Origin of the sequence: Proteus sp. G2673 (assembly GCF_009915125.1) — a bacterium.
GTDB lineage: Bacteria > Pseudomonadota > Gammaproteobacteria > Enterobacterales > Enterobacteriaceae > Proteus > Proteus penneri.
This window is the reverse complement of sequence record NZ_JAABLT010000004.1, coordinates 40,963-67,957: the sequence shown is the minus strand read 5'-3', so window position 1 is coordinate 67,957 and position 26,995 is coordinate 40,963. Positions and strand designations below refer to the sequence as shown.

26 protein-coding genes and 3 pseudogenes are annotated in these 26,995 nt (G+C 33.9%); 10 read left to right on the top strand and 19 right to left on the bottom strand.

Annotation, left to right across the window (positions count from 1 at the left end; all coding sequences use genetic code 11):
• Positions 1-6 precede the first annotated feature (6 nt).
• On the top strand, positions 7-597 hold the full coding sequence (locus GWI59_RS01035) for a TetR/AcrR family transcriptional regulator (RefSeq protein WP_006536830.1): 591 nt from the start codon (positions 7-9) through the stop codon (positions 595-597).
• A 72-nt stretch (positions 598-669) separates the two neighbouring features.
• On the opposite strand, the gene GWI59_RS01030 is transcribed toward GWI59_RS01035, so the two are convergent.
• Positions 670-1,266, bottom strand: coding sequence for a TetR/AcrR family transcriptional regulator (locus GWI59_RS01030; protein WP_161723803.1), 597 nt, complete (start codon positions 1,264-1,266; stop codon positions 670-672).
• Positions 1,267-1,418: 152 nt separating this feature from the next.
• Here GWI59_RS01030 and GWI59_RS01025 point away from each other — a divergent pair, with 152 nt between their 5' ends.
• Positions 1,419-2,921 (top strand): MFS transporter, encoded by a 1,503-nt coding sequence (locus GWI59_RS01025; RefSeq protein WP_161671539.1) that lies wholly within the window; start codon positions 1,419-1,421, stop codon positions 2,919-2,921.
• A 3-nt stretch (positions 2,922-2,924) separates the two neighbouring features.
• Here GWI59_RS01025 and GWI59_RS01020 read toward each other — a convergent pair whose 3' ends face one another.
• Positions 2,925-3,812, bottom strand: a complete 888-nt coding sequence (locus GWI59_RS01020; protein WP_109400624.1) for a LysR family transcriptional regulator — start codon at positions 3,810-3,812, stop codon at positions 2,925-2,927.
• A gap of 78 nt (positions 3,813-3,890) precedes the next feature.
• A complete protein-coding gene (accA, locus tag GWI59_RS01015) occupies positions 3,891-4,853 on the bottom strand; it encodes an acetyl-CoA carboxylase carboxyl transferase subunit alpha (protein WP_161723801.1) in 963 nt (320 codons plus the stop codon).
• A gap of 302 nt (positions 4,854-5,155) precedes the next feature.
• Here accA and ydeE point away from each other — a divergent pair, with 302 nt between their 5' ends.
• Positions 5,156-6,343, top strand: a complete 1,188-nt coding sequence (ydeE, locus tag GWI59_RS01010; protein WP_161723799.1) for an efflux MFS transporter YdeE — start codon at positions 5,156-5,158, stop codon at positions 6,341-6,343.
• A 151-nt stretch (positions 6,344-6,494) separates the two neighbouring features.
• On the opposite strand, the gene GWI59_RS01005 is transcribed toward ydeE, so the two are convergent.
• Both GWI59_RS01005 and GWI59_RS01000 read right to left on the bottom strand, forming a co-directional pair.
• Positions 6,495-7,031 carry a metallophosphoesterase gene (locus GWI59_RS01005; RefSeq protein ID WP_072068090.1) on the bottom strand — a complete coding sequence of 179 codons (537 nt, stop codon included), beginning with the start codon at positions 7,029-7,031 and terminating at the stop codon, positions 6,495-6,497.
• A 132-nt stretch (positions 7,032-7,163) separates the two neighbouring features.
• Positions 7,164-7,943, bottom strand: coding sequence for a helix-turn-helix domain-containing protein (locus GWI59_RS01000; RefSeq protein WP_237612093.1), 780 nt, complete (start codon positions 7,941-7,943; stop codon positions 7,164-7,166).
• A gap of 286 nt (positions 7,944-8,229) precedes the next feature.
• Here GWI59_RS01000 and GWI59_RS00995 point away from each other — a divergent pair.
• Positions 8,230-8,797 (top strand): annotated as a pseudogene (locus tag GWI59_RS00995) (GNAT family N-acetyltransferase).
• 65 nt (positions 8,798-8,862) lie between these two features.
• On the opposite strand, the gene GWI59_RS00990 reads toward GWI59_RS00995, so the two are convergent.
• The 9 genes from GWI59_RS00990 to leuE all read right to left on the bottom strand — a co-directional run bounded on the left by GWI59_RS00990 (position 8,863) and on the right by leuE (position 17,374).
• On the bottom strand, positions 8,863-10,146 hold the full coding sequence (locus tag GWI59_RS00990; protein ID WP_109848464.1) for a cystathionine gamma-synthase family protein: 1,284 nt from the start codon (positions 10,144-10,146) through the stop codon (positions 8,863-8,865).
• A 166-nt stretch (positions 10,147-10,312) separates the two neighbouring features.
• The gene (locus tag GWI59_RS00985) at positions 10,313-11,113 is read right to left on the bottom strand and encodes a MetQ/NlpA family lipoprotein (RefSeq protein ID WP_161671537.1); all 801 of its coding nucleotides are present in this window, start codon (positions 11,111-11,113) and stop codon (positions 10,313-10,315) included.
• A 218-nt stretch (positions 11,114-11,331) separates the two neighbouring features.
• On the bottom strand, positions 11,332-11,865 hold the full coding sequence (locus GWI59_RS00980) for a carbapenem self-resistance protein CarG family protein (protein ID WP_109848466.1): 534 nt from the start codon (positions 11,863-11,865) through the stop codon (positions 11,332-11,334).
• Between the two features lie 204 nt (positions 11,866-12,069).
• Complete coding sequence (locus tag GWI59_RS00975) at positions 12,070-12,447, bottom strand: lysozyme inhibitor LprI family protein (protein ID WP_229096593.1); 378 nt, start codon at positions 12,445-12,447, stop codon at positions 12,070-12,072.
• Between the two features lie 571 nt (positions 12,448-13,018).
• Positions 13,019-14,119, bottom strand: a complete 1,101-nt coding sequence (ddlA, locus tag GWI59_RS00970) for a D-alanine--D-alanine ligase (protein ID WP_006536812.1) — start codon at positions 14,117-14,119, stop codon at positions 13,019-13,021.
• 313 nt (positions 14,120-14,432) lie between these two features.
• Positions 14,433-14,753: a N(4)-acetylcytidine aminohydrolase gene (gene yqfB, locus GWI59_RS00965; protein WP_006536811.1), complete on the bottom strand. Its 321-nt coding sequence runs from the start codon at positions 14,751-14,753 to the stop codon at positions 14,433-14,435.
• Between the two features lie 61 nt (positions 14,754-14,814).
• Positions 14,815-15,663 (bottom strand): bifunctional DNA-binding transcriptional regulator/O6-methylguanine-DNA methyltransferase Ada, encoded by an 849-nt coding sequence (ada, locus tag GWI59_RS00960; protein WP_161671536.1) that lies wholly within the window; start codon positions 15,661-15,663, stop codon positions 14,815-14,817.
• Positions 15,664-15,741: 78 nt separating this feature from the next.
• Entirely contained in the window at positions 15,742-16,350 is a 609-nt protein-coding gene (locus GWI59_RS00955) for a DNA-3-methyladenine glycosylase family protein (protein ID WP_161671535.1), read from the bottom strand.
• A 376-nt stretch (positions 16,351-16,726) separates the two neighbouring features.
• On the bottom strand, positions 16,727-17,374 hold the full coding sequence (leuE, locus tag GWI59_RS00950) for a leucine efflux protein LeuE (RefSeq protein WP_072063941.1): 648 nt from the start codon (positions 17,372-17,374) through the stop codon (positions 16,727-16,729).
• Between the two features lie 689 nt (positions 17,375-18,063).
• Between leuE and GWI59_RS00945 the strand changes: the two genes are divergently transcribed.
• Positions 18,064-18,831 carry a GNAT family N-acetyltransferase gene (locus tag GWI59_RS00945; protein WP_161723794.1) on the top strand — a complete coding sequence of 256 codons (768 nt, stop codon included), beginning with the start codon at positions 18,064-18,066 and terminating at the stop codon, positions 18,829-18,831.
• Positions 18,832-18,931: 100 nt separating this feature from the next.
• On the opposite strand, the gene GWI59_RS00940 is transcribed toward GWI59_RS00945, so the two are convergent.
• A complete protein-coding gene (locus tag GWI59_RS00940; RefSeq protein ID WP_311746278.1) occupies positions 18,932-19,657 on the bottom strand; it encodes a sulfite exporter TauE/SafE family protein in 726 nt (241 codons plus the stop codon).
• A 142-nt stretch (positions 19,658-19,799) separates the two neighbouring features.
• Between GWI59_RS00940 and GWI59_RS00935 the strand changes: the two genes are divergently transcribed.
• The 5 genes and pseudogenes from GWI59_RS00935 to GWI59_RS00915 form a co-directional block, all read left to right on the top strand.
• Positions 19,800-20,681 (top strand): LysR substrate-binding domain-containing protein, encoded by an 882-nt coding sequence (locus GWI59_RS00935; RefSeq protein ID WP_082147359.1) that lies wholly within the window; start codon positions 19,800-19,802, stop codon positions 20,679-20,681.
• A 367-nt stretch (positions 20,682-21,048) separates the two neighbouring features.
• Positions 21,049-21,279, top strand: coding sequence for a GlgB N-terminal domain-containing protein (locus GWI59_RS00930; RefSeq protein WP_202608807.1), 231 nt, complete (start codon positions 21,049-21,051; stop codon positions 21,277-21,279).
• 5 nt (positions 21,280-21,284) lie between these two features.
• A pseudogene (locus tag GWI59_RS00925) lies at positions 21,285-21,446 on the top strand (glycogen/starch/alpha-glucan phosphorylase); the annotation flags it as partial.
• Between the two features lie 135 nt (positions 21,447-21,581).
• Positions 21,582-22,334: a hypothetical protein gene (locus GWI59_RS00920; RefSeq protein WP_161671532.1), complete on the top strand. Its 753-nt coding sequence runs from the start codon at positions 21,582-21,584 to the stop codon at positions 22,332-22,334.
• Between the two features lie 123 nt (positions 22,335-22,457).
• Positions 22,458-22,706 (top strand): annotated as a pseudogene (locus GWI59_RS00915) (pyridoxal-phosphate dependent enzyme); the annotation flags it as partial.
• Positions 22,707-22,821: 115 nt separating this feature from the next.
• Here the strand turns inward: GWI59_RS00915 and GWI59_RS00910 are convergent.
• The 4 genes from GWI59_RS00910 to GWI59_RS00895 form a co-directional block, all read right to left on the bottom strand.
• Positions 22,822-23,733, bottom strand: coding sequence for a dihydrodipicolinate synthase family protein (locus tag GWI59_RS00910; RefSeq protein WP_109848475.1), 912 nt, complete (start codon positions 23,731-23,733; stop codon positions 22,822-22,824).
• Positions 23,734-23,751: 18 nt separating this feature from the next.
• Positions 23,752-24,354, bottom strand: a complete 603-nt coding sequence (locus GWI59_RS00905; protein WP_006536785.1) for a dihydroxyacetone kinase subunit L — start codon at positions 24,352-24,354, stop codon at positions 23,752-23,754.
• Between the two features lie 2 nt (positions 24,355-24,356).
• Positions 24,357-25,352, bottom strand: a complete 996-nt coding sequence (locus GWI59_RS00900; protein ID WP_109848476.1) for a dihydroxyacetone kinase subunit DhaK — start codon at positions 25,350-25,352, stop codon at positions 24,357-24,359.
• 143 nt (positions 25,353-25,495) lie between these two features.
• Positions 25,496-26,986, bottom strand: a complete 1,491-nt coding sequence (locus GWI59_RS00895; RefSeq protein ID WP_161669241.1) for a tripartite tricarboxylate transporter permease — start codon at positions 26,984-26,986, stop codon at positions 25,496-25,498.
• Positions 26,987-26,995 lie beyond the last annotated feature (9 nt).

The following is a 26,995-nucleotide window of genomic DNA, read 5'->3' as shown; positions in this document are numbered from 1 at the left end:
GATGAAATGGCTAGACGTACGCGTGCCGAAATGGAAGAAACACGACTATTATTGCTACAAACAGCGAGAAAAGTCTTTTGTGAACAAGGTTATGCAGAAGCATCAATGGATGACTTAACGGCGCAAGCAGGATTAACTCGGGGGGCGTTATATCACCATTTTGGTGATAAAAAAGGATTGTTATCTGCTGTTGTTGCACAAATAGATGCAGAGATGGATGTGCGTTTGCAGGCTATTTCCGATATTATTGATGATCCTTGGTTGGCATTCTCAATGCGTTGTCATACCTATTTAGAAATGGCTTTAGAGCCTGAAATTCAACGTATTATTATGCGAGATTCACGTGCCGTATTAAGTGATAAATTGATGGAACTCCCCACTCATTGTGTAATATCAATGAGCAATATGATTGATAAACTTATCGAAAATAAAATAATTATCAAAACCGACTCAAAAATGTTGGCTCTATTTATTTATGGTAGTTTAGAAGCGACTGCTTTATGGATAGCGAATAGTCTTGATGGTAAAACTCAACTAGAGCAGGCTAAATCAACATTAGATACTTTATTAAACAGTCTACGTAATTCGACAGAATAAATAAAAAGGGTAATTTTACCCTTTTCTCTTATCAAAACCTTATGTCGTGACACTGTCACGATAAGATTTCATTTATTTTAGCAATTGAGTAAATTGCTGATATAACATATTACCTAATGTTTTTGCGGTATATTCTTTGCTATAGTCTAAATTATCAACAGCTGCATGCATACCATGATAAATTAATGTACTGGTTAATTCAGGCTGTGTGACGTGCCACGTTTTATTCTCAGTTCCCGCAATTAACAATGTTTGTATTTGTTGCAATGCCCTATTTTCATGAATATTACTGCTTTGATGAAATACTTGATGAAAAAGCATATCGTGTAATGCTTGTTTCTCAACATAAGCAATTACACTAATTTCACACCATTGTTTTAATTTTTCACGATGATCTTGTTGTGAGCAGGCGTCCATTGCGTTATCTATTTTATTTAAATACCAATCCATATAACGAGTTCTTAAAGCATCAAGAACGTCTGTTTTAGCAGAAAAATAGTGATAGTATGTTCCTTTGGCTACCCCTGCCTTTTTTACGATATCGCTCACAGTTGTTGCATCGAAGCCTTTATCTAAAAACAATGTTTCTGCCGCATTCATTAACTCTTCTAAACGAACCTCTGCGGGTTTTGTTCTTGGTTTATCTGTGGTTTGTTCTTCTAATAACATTGCTTATCTCCCTCAAAGCCGCTTGTAAAGAGTACTTTATATTAAAGTGATTCACAATGATAACAAATGAAACTCATTATCAACAGGCGTTGACCGACGGTCAGTCGAGTATTATTATGCCATTATTATTCATCATTAAGGCAATAAATCTTATGACTTATTTGAAACGACTGTCACTTATCTGTGCCATTTGTTTAGGTACTTTTATGGCAACACTTGATATTAGTATTGTGAATGTAGCATTACCCACTATTCAAAATGATATCCATGCTGATATGGCAACCTTACAGTGGATTGTCGATGCTTATGCGCTCTGTTTATCTGCCTGTATTTTGTCATCAGGCCCTTTAAGTGACCGCTTTGGACGAAAAAAAGTGTGGTTATGGGGTGTGATTATCTTCACATTAGGCTCAGTAATTTGTGCAATTGCACAGCAACATGAAATATTAATTCTTGGACGTATTATTCAAGGTATTGCTGCTGCTGCACTTATTCCGGGTGCACTGTCTTTAATCACTCATGCTTTTCCTATTGATATTGAACGGGTTCGCATCATAGGAATATGGTCTTCTGTTAGTGCATTATCACTCATCATTGGTCCTATTTTAGGTGGTGTTTTAGTTCATACTAATGGTTGGGCAAGTATATTCCTTATTAATATTCCTATAGGCATAATTACTGTATTACTGGGTTGGTATGGATTAAGTGAAAGTGCCGATCCTGAAAATGTTGCACTCGATCCCTTTGGTCAATTAACCAGTATGTTAGGATTAGGCTTGATAACTTATGGTTTAATTGAAGCCGGATCGGTTGGTTGGTCGCATTATCGAACTTTATCGACATTGATTGTGGGCATTATATTCCTTGTCCTTTTTTTAATGATAGAAAAACGCGTTAAACGCCCTTTATTACCACTTACTTTATTTAAAGATCGTGCATTTTTTCAATATAACCTTTCTTCTTTCACTTTGGGCTTTGCCACTTATAGTAATGTCTTTTTTATTGCCTTTTTTCTGCAAAAAGCACAAGGCTGGAGTGCATTAGAAACTGGCTGGAGAATGGCACCTGAATTTATTGCGATGGCACTGTTTTCTATGTCTTTTGGACGTTTATCTGCATATTTTTCAGTCAGAAAACTCATGATCTGTGGTTTCTTGTTTATTGCTATTTCTTCTTGCTTATTAGCAACATTGGCAACAAATAGCCACTATGGAATAACTGGAAGTTACCTATTTGTATTAGGTGCTGGAATGGGCTTGTCAACACCTGCAATTGGTGCTTTAGTGATGAAAAGTGTTTCACCATCTCGCTCTGGTATGGCGTCTGCAACCATGAATGCATTAAGACAAACAGGAATGACAATGGGGATTGCTTTACTCGGTACATTAATGGTGCAACAAGCAATCCATTATATGGTTATGCAAAGTCAGACATTGGGAATATCTGTAAACTATATCGATATTGTCAGCCTGGTAACTGAAAATGCTACGAGCAATTTAGACAAAGGATTCACCACTTTACTACCAGAGGCATTTAATTCTGGGTTTGCTTATGCAATTGCAACCGCGGGGATCTCATGTTTTGTGACTTTATTTATTGTGCTCTTTCCGGTTAAAGCAAAACATAAGGCACTTACTCAACAAAACACAGATTAACATTTATAAACGTTGAGTGAGAAACTCAAGAAAAGATCCAATATTACGAGAAAGCGCACTACGACTTGCATATATTGCGATTAAATTGATACTGGCGGGCTGTTGAGGAAATTCAATAGCTCGCAAATCCCCTGCTTTAATTGCATCAAAGCAACAATGCTCAGCTAAAATAGCAAACCCTAATCCTTTTAATACCGCAGCTCTTGCCAATATGGCGCTATTTACTCGATAATGGCTATTAATAGTAACTTTTATTGGTTTTTTATGTTCATCAATAAATATCCAAGGCTGCCCTTCTAGTGCGCTTAAACTAGAAATACAAGGCATTTGACTTAATTGTTCAATATGAGTTGGAACGCCTGTTTTTTCTAATAACTCATTAGATGCAACAACAATACTGCGCCACGATTTAATTAACCGCGAATGGTAACTGCTATCTGCTAGATTTCCGCGATGAAAAGTTAATAGTAAATCCATATCATCATCGATGATATTTCTTGGCATTAATTGGGTATCACATTGAATAAGTAAATTAGGATGAAGTGCAGCAAAATCAGCCAAAATATCAGCCAGTAGTTCACTACCATATTCACTTGGAATAGTTAAACGGAAAGTGCCCGTTAATGGTCCATCACTGGTAATATTGCTAACAACATTGTCTAATTCAGTTAAGGTTTTCTTTCCTTGCTGATAGAGTAATTTACCTTGTTCAGTAAGACGCATCTTTCGCGTTGTTCTATCAATAAGTTTACAATTGAGTTGCTGTTCAAGCTGTTTAATTGCGCGACTGATATTTGAGGTAGGCATAGATAATAATCGAGCAGCCGCGGCAAATTGTCCTTGCTCTGCTACGGCAGAAAAAATACGTAATAAATTAAGATCGATTTGCATAAATAATTCACTGCCTACTGTCTTTCTATTGCTTAATATAGGCAGTGTATCATTCATTTTCTTTTATCTCGTTAATAATTAACAGTAGCCATGAGACATGAGTTTTTGATAACGTTTATCTAAAAGTTCCTCGGTTGAATAGCTTTTTAATAAGGCTAAGTCGGTTAATAATTGTTGTTTAAGAAATTCAGCAGCTTGTTGATGATCACGATGAGCTCCACCTAATGGCTCAGGAATAACAGCGTCGATAATGCCTAATGATTGTAATTTAGGTGCCGTCATTCCCATGGTTTCTGTCGCTATTGGCGCTTTATCAGAACTTTTCCATAAAATAGAAGCACAGCCTTCTGGTGAGATTGCTGCATAAGTGCTGTATTGCAACATATTAACTTTATCACCAACACCAATGGCTAGCGCGCCGCCAGAGAATCCTTCACCAGTAATAGTGCAAATAATAGGTGTTTTTAATCGTGACATTTCAAGAATATTACGAGCGATAGCTTCTGCTTGCCCTCGTTCTTCAGCACCAACACCAGGATAAGCTCCCGCAGAATCAATAAAAATAATAACGGGTAGATGAAAACGTTCAGCCATTTTCATTAAACGAAGTGCTTTCCTATAACCTTCTGGTGATGGCATACCAAAATTGCGAAGAATTTTTTCTTTTGTATCACGCCCTTTTTGTTGTCCAATCACCATAACTGCCTTTTTGTCCAAACGCGCTAAACCCGCAACAATCGCTTTATCATCGGCATAAGCCCTATCACCCGCTAATTCCTGAAAATCAGTAAAAATCGCTTTAATATAGTCAAGTGTGTATGGGCGCATGGGATGACGAGCGAGTTGCACAATTTCCCAAGCACCTAAATCAGTAAAAATAGATTTGGTCAGCGAAAGGCTTTTTTGCCTTAAACGTGCGATTTCTTCATCTAAATTAATACCTGTTGGTTCATCTTGAGATTGCTTAAAAGTGAGCAATGCATCTATTTTTTCGTCTAATTCAACAATGGGTTTTTCAAATTCAAGATGAATAAAAGACATAACTACCTCGGATTTAATGCGGTAAATAAAACAATAATTGGCAGTTTAGAAAAAAGATCAGTGTGTTGATAGAGAGGAATTTGATAAACACTATTATCAAAAATGGGATAATTAAACCTTACTACAAGATTAGCAAGAAAAAAGACAAGATCAAAAAGAGCTTTTTCTCTAACTTTAGGCTATACAGAAATTATTAAGTCATGTATTAATATACAGTGCGAATTTATTCATTTTTCACCCGTAAAAAATCGCAAAATTTATAAAACATCCCATAAAATACAAATAATTAGAATAAAGATAATATGTTCTCAAAAAAAACACGATCAACAACTGCACTGTTATTTTCATCACTTCTTCTTACAATAGGAAGAGGTGCGACATTACCATTTATGGCAATCTATTTATCGCGGGAGTATCAATTACCTGTTGATGATATTGGTATTGCCATGTCTATTGCATTAACAACTGGTATTTTTTTCAGCCTTGGCTTTGGGATGCTTGCTGATAAATTTGAGAAAAAACGTTATATGCTCCTCTCTATTATAACGTTTATCTTTGGATTTGCGGCAATACCTATTGTTCATAGTACTGTTTTAGTCGTTATTTTTTTCTCGGTGATTAACTGCTCTTATTTAGTATTCTCAACCGTGTTAAAGGCCTATTTTTCTGAAACGTTGTCAGTTTCAGCAAAACCTAAAATATTTTCTCTAAACTATACCTTTATTAATATGGGGTGGACGGTTGGCCCACCTATTGGCACTTTATTATTAATGTATGGAACACAATTACCGTTTTGGCTTGCAGCTATTTCTGCCAGTGTTCCACTTTTTATGATCCAGTTATTTGTTCAACGTTCTAAAACAATAAATGTTGGTGAAGAAAATAGTGTGAAATGGGATCCAAAAATAATGCTAAAAGACAGAGCATTAAGTTGGTTTGTGCTCTCTACTTTTTTCGGTACATTAACATTTGGCTCTTTTGCTTCGTGTATTTCGCAATATATTTTAGTGGTTTACGATGCAAAATTAGCAGAATCTGTCATTGCGGTTGTATTACCAGTAAACGCTGCCATTGTTGTCTCGCTACAATATATTGTAGGTAAGCATGTTACAGCCGAAAGACTTCGTAAATTAATGACGCTTGGTACGCTATTTTTTATGATGGGTTTACTTGGGTTTATGTTTGCAGGCAACAATTTAATCTTTTGGGCGTTAGCTATCGCTGTATTTACCTTCGGTGAATTAATTTATGCACCTGGTGAGTATATGATGATTGATAACATTGCACCATTAGGGATGAAAGCTAGTTATTTTTCTGCACAATCACTCGGTTGGTTAGGTGCAGCACTTAATCCGCTTGCTAGTGGCTTTATTTTAACTGCATTTCCGCCAGCCTCTTTATTCGCTATTTTAATGGTAGTATCTGCATTAGCTTGGTTTTGTATGATCCAAGGTATGAATGTCCATAAAGAAAGAACAATTGCTCTTTAGTTTTAATCAATTTAGCGTACTAAAAAGACACCTTGGTGTCTTTTTTATGGGTTTTAGATAGAAATTTGATGAGTTATTAGTCTCTATTTTTTCTTTTCAACGGTGAGTTAATGCTATTACCTTAATTAAATAAAAACACAACATACTCAAATTATTTTGATGTTCTTTTTAGAATAGTTTCAATGCTAATAGGGAAAAAGTCATTCACATCAACACCGACATTAATTGCATTTTTTCCTAAAACATCTAAACGTTTACGTTGAGTTGGATCTTTTTGTGAATTGTGCACATGACCATATAAATGAATAGCATCACGGAAAAAACCACCCCATTCTAATATAGGATAATGAAACATCACAATTTTTCGTTTTTTATAATCCAATTCAAAGTAGTCTTTCACCCATTCGAATACTGATGCGTCAAATTCCGGATCATCGAGAAATTTGTCATGATTTCCACGGATAAGGTACTTTTTACCATTTAACCGACGTAAAATTCGGTTAGCATCTTGCCCTGTTCCTCGATAGAGAAAATCACCTAAAATATAGATTTCGTCATGATCAGATACATAAGCGTTCCAATTATGGATTAATGTATCATTCATATGGCTTACACTATTGAAAGGACGATCACAAAGATTGAGGATATTTGAATGGCAAAAATGTGTATCAGAAGTAAAGTAAATCATAGTAAGTTCTTAATAATCAATAAAAATCTTAACCTTAAGAAAGTATTTTCCATCGGTCTGTATAGTGATATTTTTTCAACATAATTACCTCCTTTCGCTAGAAATAGAACAATAAGTACAATATCATCTGTTTTATTGTCGTTGATGTTGTTTACGGTAACCAGATAAAGAATGCCCCGTCTCTCTTTTGAAATATCGGCATAAATAAGAAGGATCATCAAAATGAAGTTTTATTGATATCTCATTTACTGAAAGTGAAGAGTGCATTAATAATGCTTTTATTTCAAGAATAACTTGACGATTAATCAACGTCTTAGGTGAATCATTAAAAAATTGTTTTGTTATTTGTGATAAATAAAACGGCGTAATATTAAGACAATTTGCATAAAAAGCAACTTCTCTATGCTTTAAACAATGTTTTCCAATTAATTCCCAAAATTGCCAACAAAGTTTTTCTTTGCGACTAAATTCTTTTTTAGCGATAGAGAAATATGTTGGTATTGATTCTGTGATTGCAAAAAAGAGATTTTGTAGATGGTTTTTTAACATCAACTTTCGATGTTCAGAATAATGATTATCTATATATTTTAGTTGTTCTACCCATCTATTTAAGGCTTCTTTTTGTTCTTTTTGGGGGGAGCAAATGGGATTTTCATGGAGAAAAGCAAATAAAGTATTAGAAAGAGAGTAAGCAATTTCTGAGGCAAAAGATTTATCCAGAAAACAGTAAAATAAGCGGAAGTTTGCTGATTTTTGACGCAAAACCGCCATCATGTCATTACCTAAAATAAGAATGTCATTCGCTTTGATCGCCTGTTCTTGAAAACCAATATTGATTATAGCCCTTCCTTCTAAACAAATCATGACCACAATATAAGATAGTGGTAGAGGACAACTTATTTCATTCGTCATATTACTTTCACCCATTATGACATGTTGCGATGATGCATTAAGTTGTGACAAAACTTGACTCAACATAAATCAATTAACCTCTTTTAATTCTTACCTAGCTCATTTGCTATTTTTATATTTGATGATATTGAACTTAATAACAAGTATTTCCTTCTATTTAGTTGTCAAAAGTACCGATTTTACCTTTTTTATGACATTCGTTTTTTAGTCGTTTTCTTTAGAATAAACACATCTTAAAGACGCAAGATAAACTGCAAAATATTTAAAAATTAAGAGAGCTTATTAAATGAAAACATTAAAAACGGAAAGACTTACATTACGCCCATGGAAACTTTCTGATGCGTCAAGTTTGTATCAATATGCAAAAGATGAACGAGTTGGGCCAATTGCAGGTTGGCCAATACATAAAAGTGTTGAAGAAAGTGCCGAAATTATTCGCACTATATTTATGCGTGATGAAGTTTATGCTGTTACGTTAATTGATGACGATCTTGCCATTGGCTTGGTTGGACTATCTTTTGCAAATGAGAGTAATTTCCTGATTGGGGATAATGATGCTGAAGTTTCTTATTGGATTGGTGTTCCTTTTTGGGGCAAAGGTTTAATACCAGAAGCCGTAAAAGAAATCAGTTGGCATAGTTTTGAAACATTGGAATTAGATAATTTATGGTGTGGCTATTTTGCTGATAATGAGAAATCACAAAAAACACAAGAAAAATGTGGATTTAAATTCCATCACGTTCCATCACGTTATTGAAGAACAGTACATGGAGTTTTTAGATGAAGTGAAAGTTGAAAATATTTGTCGCTTAACTAAAGATGAATGGATTGAAATCCAAGAACAGACCGATTAAAACAAAACACCAGATTGTGAAATTCATATTATCTGGTGTTTTTTAATATTAATACGGCAATTTAATTAAGCACTTGCTAATGCTTGGGATAAATCAGCAATTAAATCTTGAGGATTTTCAATACCAATAGATAAACGAATGGTAGTGTCTTGAATACCAATATTATGACGTAATGCTATCGGTACGCCAGAATGAGTTGTTGAGCCAGGATGGCAGGCTAAAGACTCTGTTCCTCCCAGACTAACTGCAAGTTTAAAAATTTTCATAGCATTAAGAAAACGGAAAGCTTCACTCTCTCCACCCACAATATCAAATGAGAATGTTGAACCCGCACCTGTACATTGTTTTGCAAATACGTGACCTTCAACCGAGTTTTTATCTGCAAAAGGCAAATAGTGAATAGCTTTTACTTTTTCATGATCACGCAGAAACTCTGCAACTAATAATGCATTCTGATTGGCCTTTTCCATTCTAATTTGTAACGTTTCTAATGAACGACCTAACATCCAGCAAGAATGCGGATCCAGTTGAGTCCCGATGGCTCCTCTTAATAATCTGATTTGATTAATAGTCTCACGAGAGCCCATTGCAGCACCTGCAACTAAATCTGAGTGCCCACCGACATATTTAGTTAAAGAATAGACTGAGATATCAGCACCTTGTTCTATCGGATGCTGATATAGAGGACCAAGTAGTGTGTTATCACAAACAATAATAGGACGATAACCTTGCGTTTTTTCTAATTGATCAGCAACGTTTTTTAATGCTTCAATATCTACTAATGAGTTAGTTGGGTTTGCAGGCGTTTCTGCAAAAATAACAGATACACGCCCTTTTTGACTGGCTTTCTCTGCTTGTTTTTGAATAAGTGAAAGATTTAATCCGTCAGTAAATGCCGTTGCTTGAATACCAAATTTAGCCAGTGTTTTGGCAATTAATGTCTCAGTTCCGCCATAAAGTGGCTGTGAGTGTAAAATAACATCACCAGGTTGCGTTAATGCCATTAATGTTGTGGTAATTGCAGACATTCCTGATGAAAATAATACACAAGATTGCGTATTTTCATAAACAGCCAATCTGTCTTCAACAATTTCACTATTAGGTTGATTAAAACGAGAATAAACTAAACCTGCTTTTTCACCTTCTGGTAAAGGTTTTCTTCCGCTCACTGTATCAAAGAAAGCTTTGCCTTCTTCTGCACTTTTAAAAATAAAGGTCGATGTTAAAAACACAGGTGGTTTTACTGAACCTTCAGAAAGTAATGGATCATAGCCATAACTCATCATAAGTGTTTCAGGTGATAGTTTATGTTCACCGATATATTGTTTTTTTAGTTGAGAGTCAGCCATTTTTTTATTTCTTCTGTGGAATGGAGGATGAGTTATCATACTGAAAAAAATTCATGTTGTTAGAATGTTTTATAAAGTATAAAAACTAGCAGTTATATAAAAATAGCGAAATTAGGAATAAAAACTTAAAGATAAAAAGAATTCTCTCTATCTTTAAGTTAAGACGTTACCATGCTCTTAGTGCATCACCTTTATACATTTCTTTAAACTTCAACTCGATTTGTCGTGAGTGAAGCACTGAAATCAACTTCTTTATATTTTCATCATCTTTGTTATCTTCACGGGTCACGATAACATTGGCATAAGGTGAGTTTTTATTTTCTAGAATTAATCCATCTCGAGTTGCAATTAACCCAATTTGAGACGAAAAATTATTATTAATAATGGCTATTGTGATTGCTGGATCATTTAGTGCTTCAGTGAGCTGTGGCGTATCAACTTCAATAAACTTAATTTCTTTGGGGTTATAGATAATGTCGTCTACTGTTGGGGTGAAACCTACGCCCTCATTGAGAGTAATAAGATGGTTTTCTGCTAATAATAGAAGTGCTCGGCCTCTCATACTAGCTTCATTTGAGATAGCAACAAGAGATCCTAATTGTAACTCATTTATATCGCTAATTTTTTTAGAGTATGCAGCTAAAGGAAAAATATAGGTTTTACCCGCGATATGAAATTTATAACCATTTTCTTTCATTTGTGTTTGAAGGTAAGGAATGGATTGGAATGCATTCGCATCAACTTCTTTATTATTTAATGCCTTATTAGGAAGTACATAGTCATTAAAAGCGACAACTTCAACGTCTAACCCTTCCGTTAATTTCGCTAAACGAATAACCTCATCCCAAATCACTTGATCAGGCCCTGTATTAATTGCCACTTTTACTTTATGCGTATCTTCTTGTGTACAAGATACAGTAAATAATGATATTGAGGCTAGAAGTAAACCTGTAATAATTTCCTTCATATCTCCCTCTAAAACAAACTTTGATAAAACAGTGCCATAAAAATTATTTTGATTAAGAATCATCCTAACAATAGATTAATAACAAGGAATAAGAAATGATACAAGTCCCAAATGCATATAAAGAAAAGAATATTGCTTATATTTTTACAATACATTGTTTTATAAAATAAAAAAATAACACATCATAATATGATGTGTTTGCAATTTAATTTGTAAATTTATTCATTAATGATTTTGTTTATACAATTATCAGAATATGCATCTTCTACGCTGAGATAGGCTGATTCAGTTACACAATAAGTATTAAATTGCCATTTAAACTGAGTTTCATCACTTTTTTTATTTTCTGAAATAGAATGGCTTGAAAAGCGAACTGGAGTGGGTTTTTGTAGATTGTTTCCTATCTTTTCAGCACTTAACAATATAATGTGTGTTTTTTTCTCAATAAATTTGAAATCAGAGATGGTGATATTTGTACCTTTAATCTTATTGTTAAAAAGACTCAAAGCGTTAGCATAGATAGACGGAACAATATAAACCTTTTGATCACTTCCTTTGATATAAACAGTTGTCATATCAACAGATGTTGAATCATCAAATGATCGTCTAGATTTAACAACAACATCAGGAATACCATCACCATTAAAATCGATAAGATTTACGCCATATTCGAGTTTAATATCTGATGATACTGAAGCAAATGGTAGCGATAAAAAAAGTAATCCTAGCCCAAGTTTTAATATCTTATTCATTATATTCTGTTCTTTTTTGCTTGTTACTTGCGCATCAGACTACTTTGTGATAATGATTAGTCAAGATTTTTTATGTTTCAAAATAATACAGAATTTACATTTTCACCATTTATAAAATATTTTTATGACGATCACTATATTTATTTAACCATTATAAAAAGAAGATATTTTTAATATATATTTTTTTAGGTTTAATGTTTCCAGTTAATATAGAGCAATGTAATTTTTAAGATCACTAATTCTTTCTGTTGTTTTATCTTTTAAACAACTGCTATACACCATTGGTGCTAAACTACCACCTTGATAATAATCAGCTTCATATTGGCAAGAGAGATCTCTAAAATTAATCCAAACCAACTGAGCTTGTTTAAGTTGATCTTTTCGAACACCTTCTAACTTAGCATAATATTGCTGATAAATATGGTTAAGCTCTTCATCTTTCTGCTGAAAATCTTGATATACACATTGGTTAATTTCAGTTTGAGTCGCAGCATTTCGACAATCAAAATTATCTGCTTGTAAATGTATAGACCAAAATAGTATACCGCCAGATATTGTACCGAATAGGATAAGTTTTTTCATCGCACCGTCCATTTTTTGATTAAAAACATAGTTTTAGAAGATAAAAAATAAGTTCTTTATCATTTTAACAAAGTTTTTATATGGCAATTAAGTAAAGACAAGGAAAAATAACTCTATTATTGGATAATAAGTATTAACGCTGAATAACCATGTTAATACTTTTAAATATTTATGTTTTTTAGAAATAAATATCGTTTGCAAAAAAAATTAAGCAAAATGTTTGATTATCATGATTCGTAGTCAGCATTCTGATTTTGAATTGAATACATCAACAATAACACCAATTAGCTTTTCTTCTAAAATAGACACATTATCTGGAACATTGATTTTATCTAATCAGAACTATCAAGGACGAGATAGTTATTCCCTTTATGCTCTATCCCTACTTGATGAATATTTATTTTTTGAGAGCCAAAAGTGAGTGCTTTGCGTACTTCTTTAAACGTAATAACGTTAAAGCCTGCTAATATGCGATGATAAAAATTACAGGTTATCTGAATACCAGCAACAGTTAATACTAAATTGATTGAGATATGTAATTTTTATCAAGCACCCACTTTTTATACATCAATTAAAGTTCACACTTCGTTTTTAAAACAGCCGTTTTTCTATGGTGGTCTAGTGCTAACTCAATTAATTTAGTAATTAATGATTGATAGCCTAAACCTGCACTCTGCCATAATTTAGGATACATGCTGATATTAGTAAAACCAGGCAGCGTGTTTATTTCATTAATCACAACACGATTATCTTGTGTTAAGAACACATCTACACGAGCCATACCTAAGCAATTAAGAACACGGTATGCTTTTAAGGCAACTTGGCGAATATGCAAACTTGTGTTTTCATCCATTACTGCAGGAACAACAACTTTAGCACCATCTTCATCAATATATTTTGTGTTATAAGCATAGAAAGCATCGTTTAATACGATTTCACCACAAGGACTAACTTCTGGATCTTCATTACCCAAAACAGCACACTCTATTTCACGACCTACAATAGCACTTTCAACAATTACTTTAAGATCGTATTCAAAAGCCATTTCTAATGCAGCGTTGAATTCTTCTTCATTATTAACTTTGCTAATTCCTACTGAAGAGCCTAGGTTCGCAGGTTTAATAAATAAAGGAAGTCCTAATTGACGCACCATTTCATTGTAATGAATATCATTAATTTGATGTGCCATAATGGTAATAAATGGTGCAACCGCTAATCCTGCACCATCAAGTAGACGTTTAGTAATATCTTTATCCATACAAGCTGCTGAACTCATGATATTAGGCCCCACATAAGGCATATCAATCATGTGTAATAAGCCTTGGAGTGTCCCATCTTCACCGTATGCACCATGGACAATTGGGAATACCACGTCGATTTGAGGTAATGCCTGACCATCTTCAAGTGAAATAAATTGTTTTTTTACACTACCTGGAATAATAGCAACTGCCCTTAAAGGTTTACTTAATGAAATAGTTTTAGGATTATCGCTATTTAGTAAATAATCAGTTTCTGAATATTCATGCCACTGACCTTGTTCATTAATACCGATTAAGCAAAGGTCGAATTTCGTTCGATCTAATTCATTAATAATATTTTTTGCTGACTGTAATGAAACTTGATGTTCTGTGGATTTACCACCAAAAATAATAGCGACTCTTAATTTACTCATTTTCTAACCTTTTATAGGACAGCTATAGCGAATAGGTAGCAATATATCATGATAAAAACCCCCAATGTAGGTAGATAGTTCTTATCTGAGAAAAATTACGATAAAATGATGAAATTCTATGATTTAGAGTGTTAAAACGTCACTATTTCAAGATATAGTGATGCAATAACAAGATCAATTCTATTGGTGTAAGGTAAACACCATGGCTGATGTAAACCAACCGAAATGAAAATTATTGATTATTCACACTTAAGATAATTTAAGAAGATTTTGCTTAAGCAAAAAGGATCACGATGCGATCCTTTCTTTTTTCTTATTTTATTAGCTGATATTCAATAAGATATAAAGATTGTGTCGTCGGATAAATATCTTTAATAAGCGCTTTCAATACTGGGAGTGTCATGCCTTCCTGTTGCGCGTGATACTCATTGATTTCGTCATAACGTAAAGGTGATACCGTTATGATTTTCAATTTTCCATAATAAGTACGATGTTCATTAGCAAATAATTCAACAATGCTTCCTGGCTTGTAATTACTTTCACTCTCATCTCGGATAGTAATCACTTTTTTTTCTTCAAGAATAGAAGGAATTAAACGCTCGAAAAAAGTAATTTCTGTTGGTATTGCCGACATAATATTGACTCATAAAATTATTGATAATCTGCTGATTATCTTATCATGCAATAATGACTTATTATTCTTTTTTGCCAAAATTAGGGTTATTCAACGCCTCTGTCTGAAGCAACTTAGCTTTGCGCTCAATTCCCCAACGATAACCTGATAATTCACCATTTTGTCGAATAACACGATGACACGGAATAGCAACTGCTAACTTATTAGCCGCACAGGCATTAGCGACAGCACGATATGCCTTAGGCGCCCCAATTTTATCGGCAATTTCCTGGTAAGTCATCGTGCTTCCAAAAGGAATATCTAATAATGCCCGCCAAACTTTCTGTTGAAATACAGTACCTTGGATATCAAGAGGTAAAGATAAGGGTTGTTTGGGTAACTCAATAAAGCCGATAACTTGTGCAATGACTTGCTCAAATTCTTCATTCGCACCAATTAATTCAGCCAGAGGGAATTGTTTTTGTAAATCGTCTAATAGCAACGCCGCATCATCACCTAACATAATGGCACAAATCCCCTTTTCACTTTGCGCCACAAGAATACTTCCTAAAGAACACTGCGCGATAGCAAAAAAGATAGCAATATTCTTGCCCCCTGTACGCCAATTCGTTGGCGTCATACCTAATATTGCTTTTGCATTTTCATAGAAACGACTATTAGCATTGAAGCCAGCTTGATAAATCGCATCTGTAATACTGCCATCTTGAACTAACGCCTTTTTTATTAATTTTTGACGATAAGCATTAGCATAATCTTTTGGAGTGATCCCCATCGTTGATTTAAATAAGCGATGGAAATGATATGGGCTTGCCATCACATGCTCTGCAATACTGCTTAGCGACACGTCACCGTTATTTTTTTCAATAAAACGGCAGGCTTGCTCAATAAGTTGGTTATGTTTATTTTCCATTATGGTAGTCCTTTAAATGCAGAATTATAGCTATTAGTAACAAAATATAATGAATAAAGAACTCCGTTTATTGCTCAATTACTCTGGTTCTTTAGATAGTGCCCATAGATAAAGCGATGCCGTAGAACCATAGGGTGAATAGCGTTTTCGATAACGAGCAAAGCGTATTTTATCTAATGTTTTATGACGATAAAGACGCATAATTCCACGTTGAATAGCTAAATCTCCCCAACTTAAAATATCTGGCCGATTAAGCGAAGAGATTAATAGCATTTCTGCAGTCCAAACCCCAATACCTTTTAATTGAATTAAAGTATCGATAACTTCTTTATCTGTCATATCAGGAATTTTATTTAGATTTAGTTTTTCTGAAATAACTGCGTCCGCAATACCGATAATATAACCGGCTTTGCGCATAGTCATTCCACACTGCTGTATCTCTTGTTCTGATAATTTTGCAATACGTTCTGGTGTGTAAATCCCCTCACATAATTTGAGTAATCGTAAATTAACGGTTTCGGCAGCAGAAACTGAAATTTGTTGTTCAATAATGTTTTTAACTAATGCTGTAAATAAATCAGGAGTAAGAGGCCGTTTAATATCCCCTATTCTTTCAATAAGCGCGGCTAAACGCTTATCACGATTTTTTAAAGTATTTATCTCTTTCTCGCCATATTGAAAATACATAGCTATCTCATATTAAAATATACTAGATGACAGTATAACTTGAGAAATAAGGTATTATGCACTCCATTTCTTGCTTTTTTATTTTCAGTTATTAATGGGTGATTTATTAAAAGAAGGGCCTAAAGATATAAATGAACTTGCAAAAAAACGAATTCAATTCCTTATGTTCTAAATAGAATATTAAGAATGTTAGCATCTGAAAGTATATTTTATGAATCGGAAGCTTCTCGTTATTCTCCTGCTCCAGCAAATAAAGTGATTAAAACAGAAACATACAACTCAATATTAGAAGTTGTATTAAATAATTTATTGAAATGAACATTTATTTTTAGCTAAAAAAAACCACTTTTTAAAGTGGCTTTTTTGTTTAATAAAATTATGCAGTTAATGCCAGTTTTGCACCAAAAAGCAAGAACACAGCACCGATACAACTATTTGATAATGAAGCTAACCGTTTGTTATGTTTTACTTTATTGGTAATTGCAACACCGCCAAAAATAAGGACTGATAAATAAAGCATACTGCATATTTCTAAAATAACACCTAATACAAAGAATGGTATACCTGCATTTTCATACTTAGGATCGATAAACTGAATAAAGAAAGAAACATAAAAAATGATCATTTTTGGGTTAAGCATGCTCAAAAATAACGCCTTAACATAAAGACCATCTTTTGCTTTTACTGTAACTTCAGTAACTTGCTCTGGTGTCTCATTTTTCTTTTGAAACGTTGTATATAACGTTTTTAATCCTAAATAGGTTAAGTAAAGAGCACCTGCATACTTAATAATAATAAAGAAAACGGGTGAAGTCTTGACTAATGAAGCAACCCCCAAAAATGCCAAAAAGATTAATAATGCATCACCCGTAAAAACACCAAGAGCGGCTTTATACCCCCCTTTTACGCCATGCTTCGCACTGGAAGTAAGAACGAAAATCGAGTTTGGACCTGGTACTAAGGTAATAAAAATAACGCCTAAAAGGTATGTCCAAATATTTGAAATACCGATACTTTCTAACATACGACGCCTTTTTCAAAAAAATAACATGCTGAATATGTGAGCCATCATATCCATAATAATATTTTTGTAAAACAATAATCTTCATAATCAATAAAGATAAGTTAATTAATCTACCTTCAAATATAAAAAGCAGTTTATAAGTCTTTTTTTATTTTATTTTTTAGAGTTAAAAACCAGTTTAAACATGCGTTATAGTATGATGCTGAAATTAAATTTTATACAGATTTAATAATTACCTAAAAACTAATATGTGGAATTATAATCTGTATTTTTGGTTATCTTTGGATGTAATATTCTATTGTTTGTTTTTTGTTATAGTTTATTATTCTTTTTGTGATCTTGAACCTATGTACTACTTTTAAAACCCAAACAATCTCACCTATTACATTGATAATAGTGATAAACATCACCCTGAACGTATTGTATGCCATGTATAAACGATTTTTTATGATAATTTTATGTAAACAGGTAAACTAACAATAAAACAGTTAGTGAAAGGTCTATGCCTAAAGATCAAATGCTAATTATTGGAGAAATGTCTCCTTATCTGAGGGGATATATTGTTACTATGCACGCTATCGTGACATTGTCACCTTTATTTTACAAATGCGTTGCACAACACGCATTTACAAAAAGCGGAACCTTTATTAACGCCATATCGCGTATCACGACTCAGCTAGAGAACCATTATGGATGCACAACTGTATAAAGAATTTAAAATAGTAGAAAAAGCTTTTTGGTCAGAAATTTGTGAAAACAATATTCGTATTGGTGATCATACTCATTGCTTTATGACACCTATGGATGCTGCCATTTTTAACTTTATTTATCTACGCCAAGGCGCAACAGAAAGCTCATTTCAGCAAGCCAGCATCCTTTTTACTTCACAGAAAAAAGACCATATTTTGGTATTACCAGAGGCATTATTACCTGAATTTGAAGGAATAATAAAAAATGCAGGTTATACTGGTGATGGTATGACAACAGCAATGTATTTAACATTATCGGAAGCAATATTCCCGTCTTATAGTAATAATCCTTGCGATATTATTTTAACCAATCACAATCTTGAGCAGTGGGCGCGCCCATTAAAAACAGCGTTTCCAGTGGGAGATGATAGTGATGATACGATTGTTAATGAATATATTCGCTATCACCAGAAAGCATTAGATAATGGTGCCACTATTTTCCATTATGCTTTATTAGTTGACGGTCAACCTGTATCGTCATTAACGCTAACATTACATGATAAATTAGCGCGATTTGACGATATTGGAACCGATATTGCTTATCAAGGCAATGGTTATGCAACTCATTTGATTAAGCATGTGTTAGAGTTTTGTCGTGAACAAGGTGTAGAACGCTGCTTTTTAGATGCATCAGCAGATGGTTTGGCACTCTATCGTAAATTTGGTTTTAAACCACTCTTTAACTATTTAAGCTTTATTAACAAATAATTTCATAAGAAGGTTCAATTACTCTATTGAGCCTTCTTTTTTAATGCACAAATTTACTTATAAAATACTACACATCTTACTTAACAATATAAAAATTTAACTAATTGATAATTCCATTAATAAACAGTGAACTACCTGCAAAGATCAACATGGCATCCAATAACCATTGAAAAAGCCTTGGTGTTAGTTTTAATACCAGTTTCTTGCCAAGATAATTTCCTACTGTTAAGCCACAACCTACTAATACCCCGCTAATTAAGATAAAGCTATTAACTGCACCAAGTTGGCTAAATGTCAGGGCTTTGGTGAGATAGATAACAAATGAGGCAGCAGCTTCAGTCGCAAGTAATGGCCCTAATGTTAGACCATATGCCGAGAATATGGGAATAGTTAATGGTCCTGTGGAAAACACCACTCCCGTTAAATAGCCGATAACAGCACCAGCCATAATAACTTGGTAGGTTTTCATTTGGATTTGATATTTGCGTAGTAAGTGGAGCACGGGGATCATCAAAATGAAGAACAGCCCCATCCCGACATTGAGCCATTTTTCAGGCATAACCCATAATGTATTGGCACCTAAAATAACCGCAGGAATACCAGGTAATAAATAATAAAAAAGTGGCTTAAAACGGATACTATGACGCCATAAGTATATGCGAGACAAATTTCCCATTACTGAAGCTAATGCCATGATAGGTACGGCTTCCTTGGCACCAAATACATAAGTCAAAGCAGGTATTAATAAAATAGAAGATCCCGTTCCCACAACGCCACTGATTAAACCAGACAAGATTGCCAATAAAATAACTGCGATAAAACTCATTATCATCCTTAAAGTTCAATAAGTTAAAGACGCTGTATCATACCTATCTTCTTTATTTTTACCTGTGATAAAATGTCACGGTATTGTGAATTTTAATCAGATAGTCGCTTTATTTATGATAAATAAACCATAATGAGAAATTATGATGAGAAATCTTCCTCCACTACCTTCATTGCGTGCTTTCTTAGTCGCTTGTCATAGCCAAAGTTATACTGAAGCCGCACAAACATTATGTGTCACTCATGGAGCGATCAGTCGCCATATCCAAGTTATAGAAAAATGGTTTGGTGTCACTTTATTCAATAAACAAGGTTTACGTCGAGTCCCCACTCCTTATGCATTGACACTGGCGCAAGAGTTAAGTGACGTTTTTGATAAATTAAATGATATTGGTTTTCGTTATGGTAATGGTGGAAAAAACGATATTTTAAATATCAGTGTTCCTACAACACTTTGTTTAAAATGGCTTATTCCGCGAATGGAGGATTTTTATCTTCAATACCCTAATGCAAATATCCAAATTGCCTCTGCAAATAGTGAACGATTTCATTTAATTAGTCATGATGATCTGATTATTCGCCCTCAACCTCAGCAACAAGAGTATTCATCTGTTGTTTTTTTAGAGGATAAGCATTGTTTAATTGCTTCTGAAAAACTCTTAAGACGTTACAGTGTCACTAAATTTGAAGATGTTTTTGACTGTCCTGTTATCGATACACTTACTCGTCCTGGTCATTGGCAGCAATGGTTAATGGCAACCCATCTTAATACACAACGCTCATTCTTACGTCACTATCGCTTTGATCACTTTCATATTTCTCTTCAAGCCATTATTGAAGGATTAGGTCTAGGTATTGGTCCTGTTTCTATTTTATCGAATGAAATAAATAACGGTACTTTAAAAGTATTATTTCCTGATATCCAAATTGCACCGATAAGTTACTACGCTTTAACACCATTAGGAGTACAAAAAAACAAAACACATCTTGATTTTGAACAATGGCTCACCCAACAGAAAAGTTAATAATTATTAATGAAATAATTGATTTTTTTTCATAAAAATGGCGATTTAAATCCTATTAATGACACTTTTTAGAACTATCCACCAGCCAATTTATTAAAAATACCTAATGATAACTTCTTTTTTTATGAATATCTGAAAAAGCTAATTGTGCTATTTTTATAATTCATCCCCCCTCTATACCAAATACATTAAAATTGTTTTAATTCAATTAAATATTGTCAATAAATAAGAAAATTAACCTATATAAATTATTTTAATTTTAAATAATCGGTTATAGACACTTATTGTTTAACTTAAATTAACGTTCTATGCTGATATCTAAATATAAATTTTATTAATTTATTTACTGACAACGAAGGACGATAAGATGTCTGTAGCTGTAACCAAAAAATCAGTAGAAAAACTAATTAATGGATATGAGCCTGATCCTTTTGCACTTCTTGGTATGCATGAAACATCAGTTGGCTTAGAGGTTCGTGCTTTTTTACCAGATGCAGCTGCAGTTAGTGTTATTGATAGAAAGAATGGACGAAAAGTCGCAACACTAGAGCGTATACACCCCAGTGTTTTTTTTTTGTGGCGCGATCCCTCGACGTAAACGTCGTTAAAGATGGCGAACAACATGAAGTTGCGGATAACTGGCTTGAAAAAGGTAATCCTTGGGAATTCCCTCGTTATGATCTGCAATTTGAAGTCGATTTTGGTGGGCGTTTACAACAGGAATATTTTTTAGTGAGTGCTTCTGTTCAAGATATTTTGCAACGTCTTACAGTTTCTAAAATAGATTCAAAAAGAGATGTTATATCTTCACTTCTTTTTTATTAATAAAATTTGTTTTATTTATGAAATATTTTATTATTTTTTCTGTCAAAATTTCTTTTAATAAAAAAAGGAGTTTTTATGAAAAGTATTTCAAATATCTTTTCAATTAAAAGACAAAATACAGAAAATGTTTTTAATAACGATAATTTAAAAGGTTATGTGAAACTTTTAAATAATATTAAAGATATTAAAAACACCCCTTTAATAGACATTCCTAGTGGTTGTAATGGAAAGAAAGTTAGTGTAAATATTACAGAAATTAGTCGCGCATTACTATCAAAAATACTAAAAACTTATACACCTACAGAAATATCTTCTTACAGAGTTAGTAAAGAAAACAAAGAAAAATCAATAAAACTATTAAATAAAGCTTATGAAAAAATAGATAAAGATATATCAGGCTGGTGGAAAGATGAAAAAAAAATTCTTCCTTCTTCTATAATTAATCGGACTATTGATAATTTATATAAAAAAGACAAAGTTATTATAAACAAAGAGACTAAACAAATTTTATTTTTTTTAATCTCTAAAAAATTTAATCTAAATTTAGATGAGAATGTTGCGCAAAGTACGATGATCCAACATTTACAAAATATCCCTGAAGTCGTAAAAGCAATAGATGACTTGGGGCTCTCTGAGAATTCATATTTAAAATATGAAACTTATTGTTTAATAGCTGAATATATTTATAATTTCTTATCAGAAAATAAAGTTGATTTTTCTAAAATAAAAGAAGCAGTTAAAGAAATAGCTGAACGAAAATTGGTTACTCCTAAAAATAAATTAACTCAATCTTCTCCTTATTCTAAACATACTCTTGCTTTTTTGTGAAAAATAAACCATTAATCTAATGATAGAGATTATGTACAGCCAGATGTACATTTTATCTACTTTAAGTAAAATAGGAAAACACAATGGCCTCACATCTTACACTACAAAATATTGAAACCCTTGCTAGGCTATTATACTTTTGAGATCATTCGTAACAATGTGAACGATATTTTAACCGTGACAGATGAAGAATTAATTTCGGCTATGCAGTTCTATGCCCAGCGAATGAAAATGATTGTAGAGCCAACGGGTTGTTTAAGTTTGGCGGCAGCTCGTCAATTTGGTGATAAATTAAAAGGTAAGAAAATAGGCATTATTATTAGTGGTGGTAATGTCGATATTGCGCAATATGGTCGTTTTTTAGCACAATAAAAAGATATTATTAACAATTAAAAAAAGCAGTATGGATTGTTTTTCATACTGCTTAAAATCATAAATATATTGCCATTCAATTAAGATAACGAAGGTGTTTTTTGCTTAGTCTTTTTTAATTAAGTGAAAAAGTGATCCCCGCGTCTTTACACAATTGCGTTAAATTCTCTTTTAATTTTTGATTTTCTTCAGGCAATAAATCGAGCTGTGGCAAACGCATATGACCGCCATCTAAACCACGCATAGTTAATGCTGATTTAAATATTGCCATATTCGCGCCAGACTTAAGTGCATCACTAAATTTCACACAAAATTGTTGCCAGTGTTTTGATTTTTGATGATCACCTGCAATATAGGCTTTATACATATTCACAAATGGCTCAGGGAATACACATGCACAACCTGAAACCGTACCGTCACAGCCTGCATCTAATAAACCTAAGAATAATTTATCGTAGCCATGAAGGACTGAAAAACCGTCTGCAATCGCAAGATAACTTAATGTTGTATTGTTATCAGCAAAACTGTATTTAATACCAATTACATTTTTACACTGTTGTTGTACTTTTGCCGCTAATTCTGGCTTGATATTATTTGCGGCACATTGTGGAATATTATACAAATAAACAGGAAAATCATCTGGTACGCTATTTGCCACTGTCACAAAATAGTTTTCTAATTCTCTATCTGTCGCACCAAAAAATTGTGGCGTCACCACACCAATACCATCGGCACCAATTTCAACGGCATGTTTCGCTAATTCAATGGTTTCGATTAATGTCATTGCGCCAACATGAATAAAGACCGGTAAACGCTTATTCACTGTTTCAACAACGGTTTTCGCAACATTTTTACGTTCTAATGCAGATAAACGCAACATTTCTCCTGTTGTACCACAAGGATAAAGGCAATCAACGCCTTTGGTGACTAGCATGTCAGTTAATGCAGATAATGCTTTAATATCGACTTGATCATTTGAATCAAACGGAGTAACCATTGCCACTGTAACGCCAAATAATTTTTTCATATTAAGACCTTTATTAAATCAGATTGCTTCAACAATAACTTTAATTGCCAACATGCCAGGATCATCTAAACCAATAGATTTTTCTGGAAACATACGCGCTCGACCTAATAAATTAGGTTTTTGACGAAATTCAGTAAGTGTACTTTCGACGCTTTGTAAGGCCGCTACTTTTAGATCATCGATAGCTAATGGTTTCAGTGCTTCAGATAAATGGTAAAGAATATCGAGTACGGATTTTTGTCCTAATTCCCCTTTTCCTCTCGCCATCATACTTTGATATGCAACGGTTAATAGTGGTGAAATGTCGGAAGACGATATTTCTTTAATTTGGTTTTCTTTGCAGTATTTTGCCATTGCCATAAAAGCGGTTGCTTGCAATGTGCCAAAAGAAGATGCACAAGCTTTTTGTAATGATTTACTGCATTGAAAAAGTGCTTTGCTTAGATCATCAGGCCAATCTTGTGAATCGTCTGCAATTTGTCGCCAGCCTTTTTGCATGGTGATCCCCAAATCTCCATCACCTAGGCGACTATCGGCTTCACACAACATTGGTTGAAATTTTTCGCAAGCGATAGCGATTCGGTTCACCGCTTGTTTGAGCATTTCAAGCGTAATAGTCATCGCTATACCCTCCAAAATGCACAATGAGCTGGTGCATTCATCAAAATTTCTAGCTCATCATCTAATTTGCACAACGTTAAGCTTGCTCCCGTCATTTCCATAGAAGTGGCATAACGGCCAACTAATGGATGCACAATTGTTGCACCCGCTTGATCAATCAGCTGTGCAATTTTGTTGTACAAAATATAAAGTTCTTCTAATGGTGTAGCGCCTAAAGAGTTAACTAATACAGAGACTTTATCACCAGTTTTTAATGATAATTCTGTTTGTAAGCGCTCAAACATCTCTTGTGCAATATCATCTGCACTGCGTAATTTATCACGCCAAATTCCCGGTTCGCCATGAATACCCATACCCATTTCCATTTCATCTTCACCAATTTCAAAAGTAGGATGCCCTACTGCGGGTAAGGTGCAAGATGTCAACGCACAACCAATAGTTCGGGTGTTTTCCATGGCTTTTTGAGCAATACGCGTGACTTCATCAAGTGTTGCCCCTTCTTCAGCTTTGGCGCCCGCCATTTTAAAACCATAAATCATCCCAGCAACACCACGGCGTTTGTGCGCTTCTTCTGGCTTTGCAGAAGCGACATCGTCAGTAGCTAAAACAGTTGTACAACGAATGTCATCTTCAAAATCAACCGTTTCAGTTGCCATATCAAAATTCATAATATCGCCACCATAATTGCCATAAAGTAGCAATACACCTAAGCCACTATTGGCTTCACGAATAGCATCTGCCATTAAATCGGCGGAAGGTGAAGCAAAAACATCTCCCACAGCAGCTGCATCTAATAAGCCTTTACCGACATATCCAGTGAATACTGGCAAATGACCAGAACCTCCGCCTGTTACAATACCCACTTTCGGCTTATCTGTTTTTTTTGAACGAGTAATCAATCTTGGCTGTGGTTGACGATAAATATCACTATGAGCAAGGCATAAACCTGCTAATGTTTCATCGACATAATTTTCTGGTTTATTTAATATTTTCTTCATGCGATCACCCGATATTTTTAGTTATCTACTGATTTCTGACATCTTAAATTAATTTTATTTAAGATGAGTTTTCCCTGATACTTAAAAAGTATCTCTCTATAAATAAATGCTTATTATTAAATAGTTAATATTAAATAGGTTATTTATTTAGCTTTAAATGCACCTCTAATTTGCATAATAACAATAAATAAAAACACACTGGCTAATACCATCGAAATAGGTCTATTAACAAAGTTAATTAAGTCACCATCAGCTTTCATTAATGATGAGAGTAAATTTTTTTCTAACATTGGTCCTAAGATCATGCCCAAAATAATAGGTGATATGGGGAATTTACGTTCTTGAAGGAAATAACCGATAACACCCATTACTAACATAACAATAATAGAAGACATCGTATTTGTGATTGCATATGAACCAACGATACTAAATAGAATGATTGCTGGGTAAATAATCGCATTATCAATAGCAACAATCTTCTTCAATAAATTGACAACAATAAAAGCAATCGGTAGTAAAACAATATTAGCAATAAAAAAGATAATAAAAACAGCATACAATTTATCGGGATTAAATAAGAATAGTGTTGGCCCTGGTTGCATATCTTTCATATACAGTACACCGATAATAATTGCAGCCGCAGAATCACCGGGAATACCGAAGACTAGAGATGGGATCCAACTTCCGGCTAAGCTTGCATTATTACTCGCTGAAGCATCAACAATACCTTCCTCAGAGCCATGACCATATTTCTCTGGTTTTTTAGAGAGTTTTTTTGAAACGGCATAAGAGATCCATGCTGCAATATCGGCCCCAGCACCGGGTAAAGCACCAATTAATGTTCCTATTATTCCGCTACGGAAAATACCGCCCTTACGTTGACGAACAACACTTCCCACACCTTTAAAGATATTGTAAGAGTTATTTTCCACATGCATTTCTGTTAATGTAATTTGTTTTTCTTTCCAACGTTCAACGTAATATTTGATAGCACCAGAAATAGCAAATAACCCTATCATTGCCGGAATAAAGCTGACTCCTTGCATTAAAGAAACTTCACCGAAAGTAAAGCGGGCTTGACCTGTAAACTCATCATAACCAATGGTGGCTAATGCAATACCAAAAAACAGTGCTAATAAGCTTTTTCGAATATGTGAACCTGAAACAATAGTTGCACAACTTAAACCGATTAAAGACAACCACATATATTCGTAAGAGCTAAATTTTAAAGCAAACTCAGCTAAAATGGGTGCTGTTGAGGCTAATATAATCGTGCCAATAACACCACCAATCACAGAGCTTGTTAACGACATACCTAATACACGGTTTGTTTTACCCTCTTTAACTAAGATATGAGCATCATTGGTATAAGCTGCCGATGCAGGCGTACCCGGAATATTTAATAAGGCTCCCGGAATATCCCCCGCAAATATAGAAGACGCTCCGACAGAAATCATTAAAGCTAATGCAGGAATGGGGTCAAGAAAAAAAGTAAATGGCACCATTAATGCGATAGCCATTGTTGATGTTAACCCAGGAATTGCACCAACAAATAAACCAAATAAACAAGCACCAATAACGACAAATATTGTTGTGTAATCAATATAAGCAAGTGCGCTAATTAATATATCCATACTGTTGTT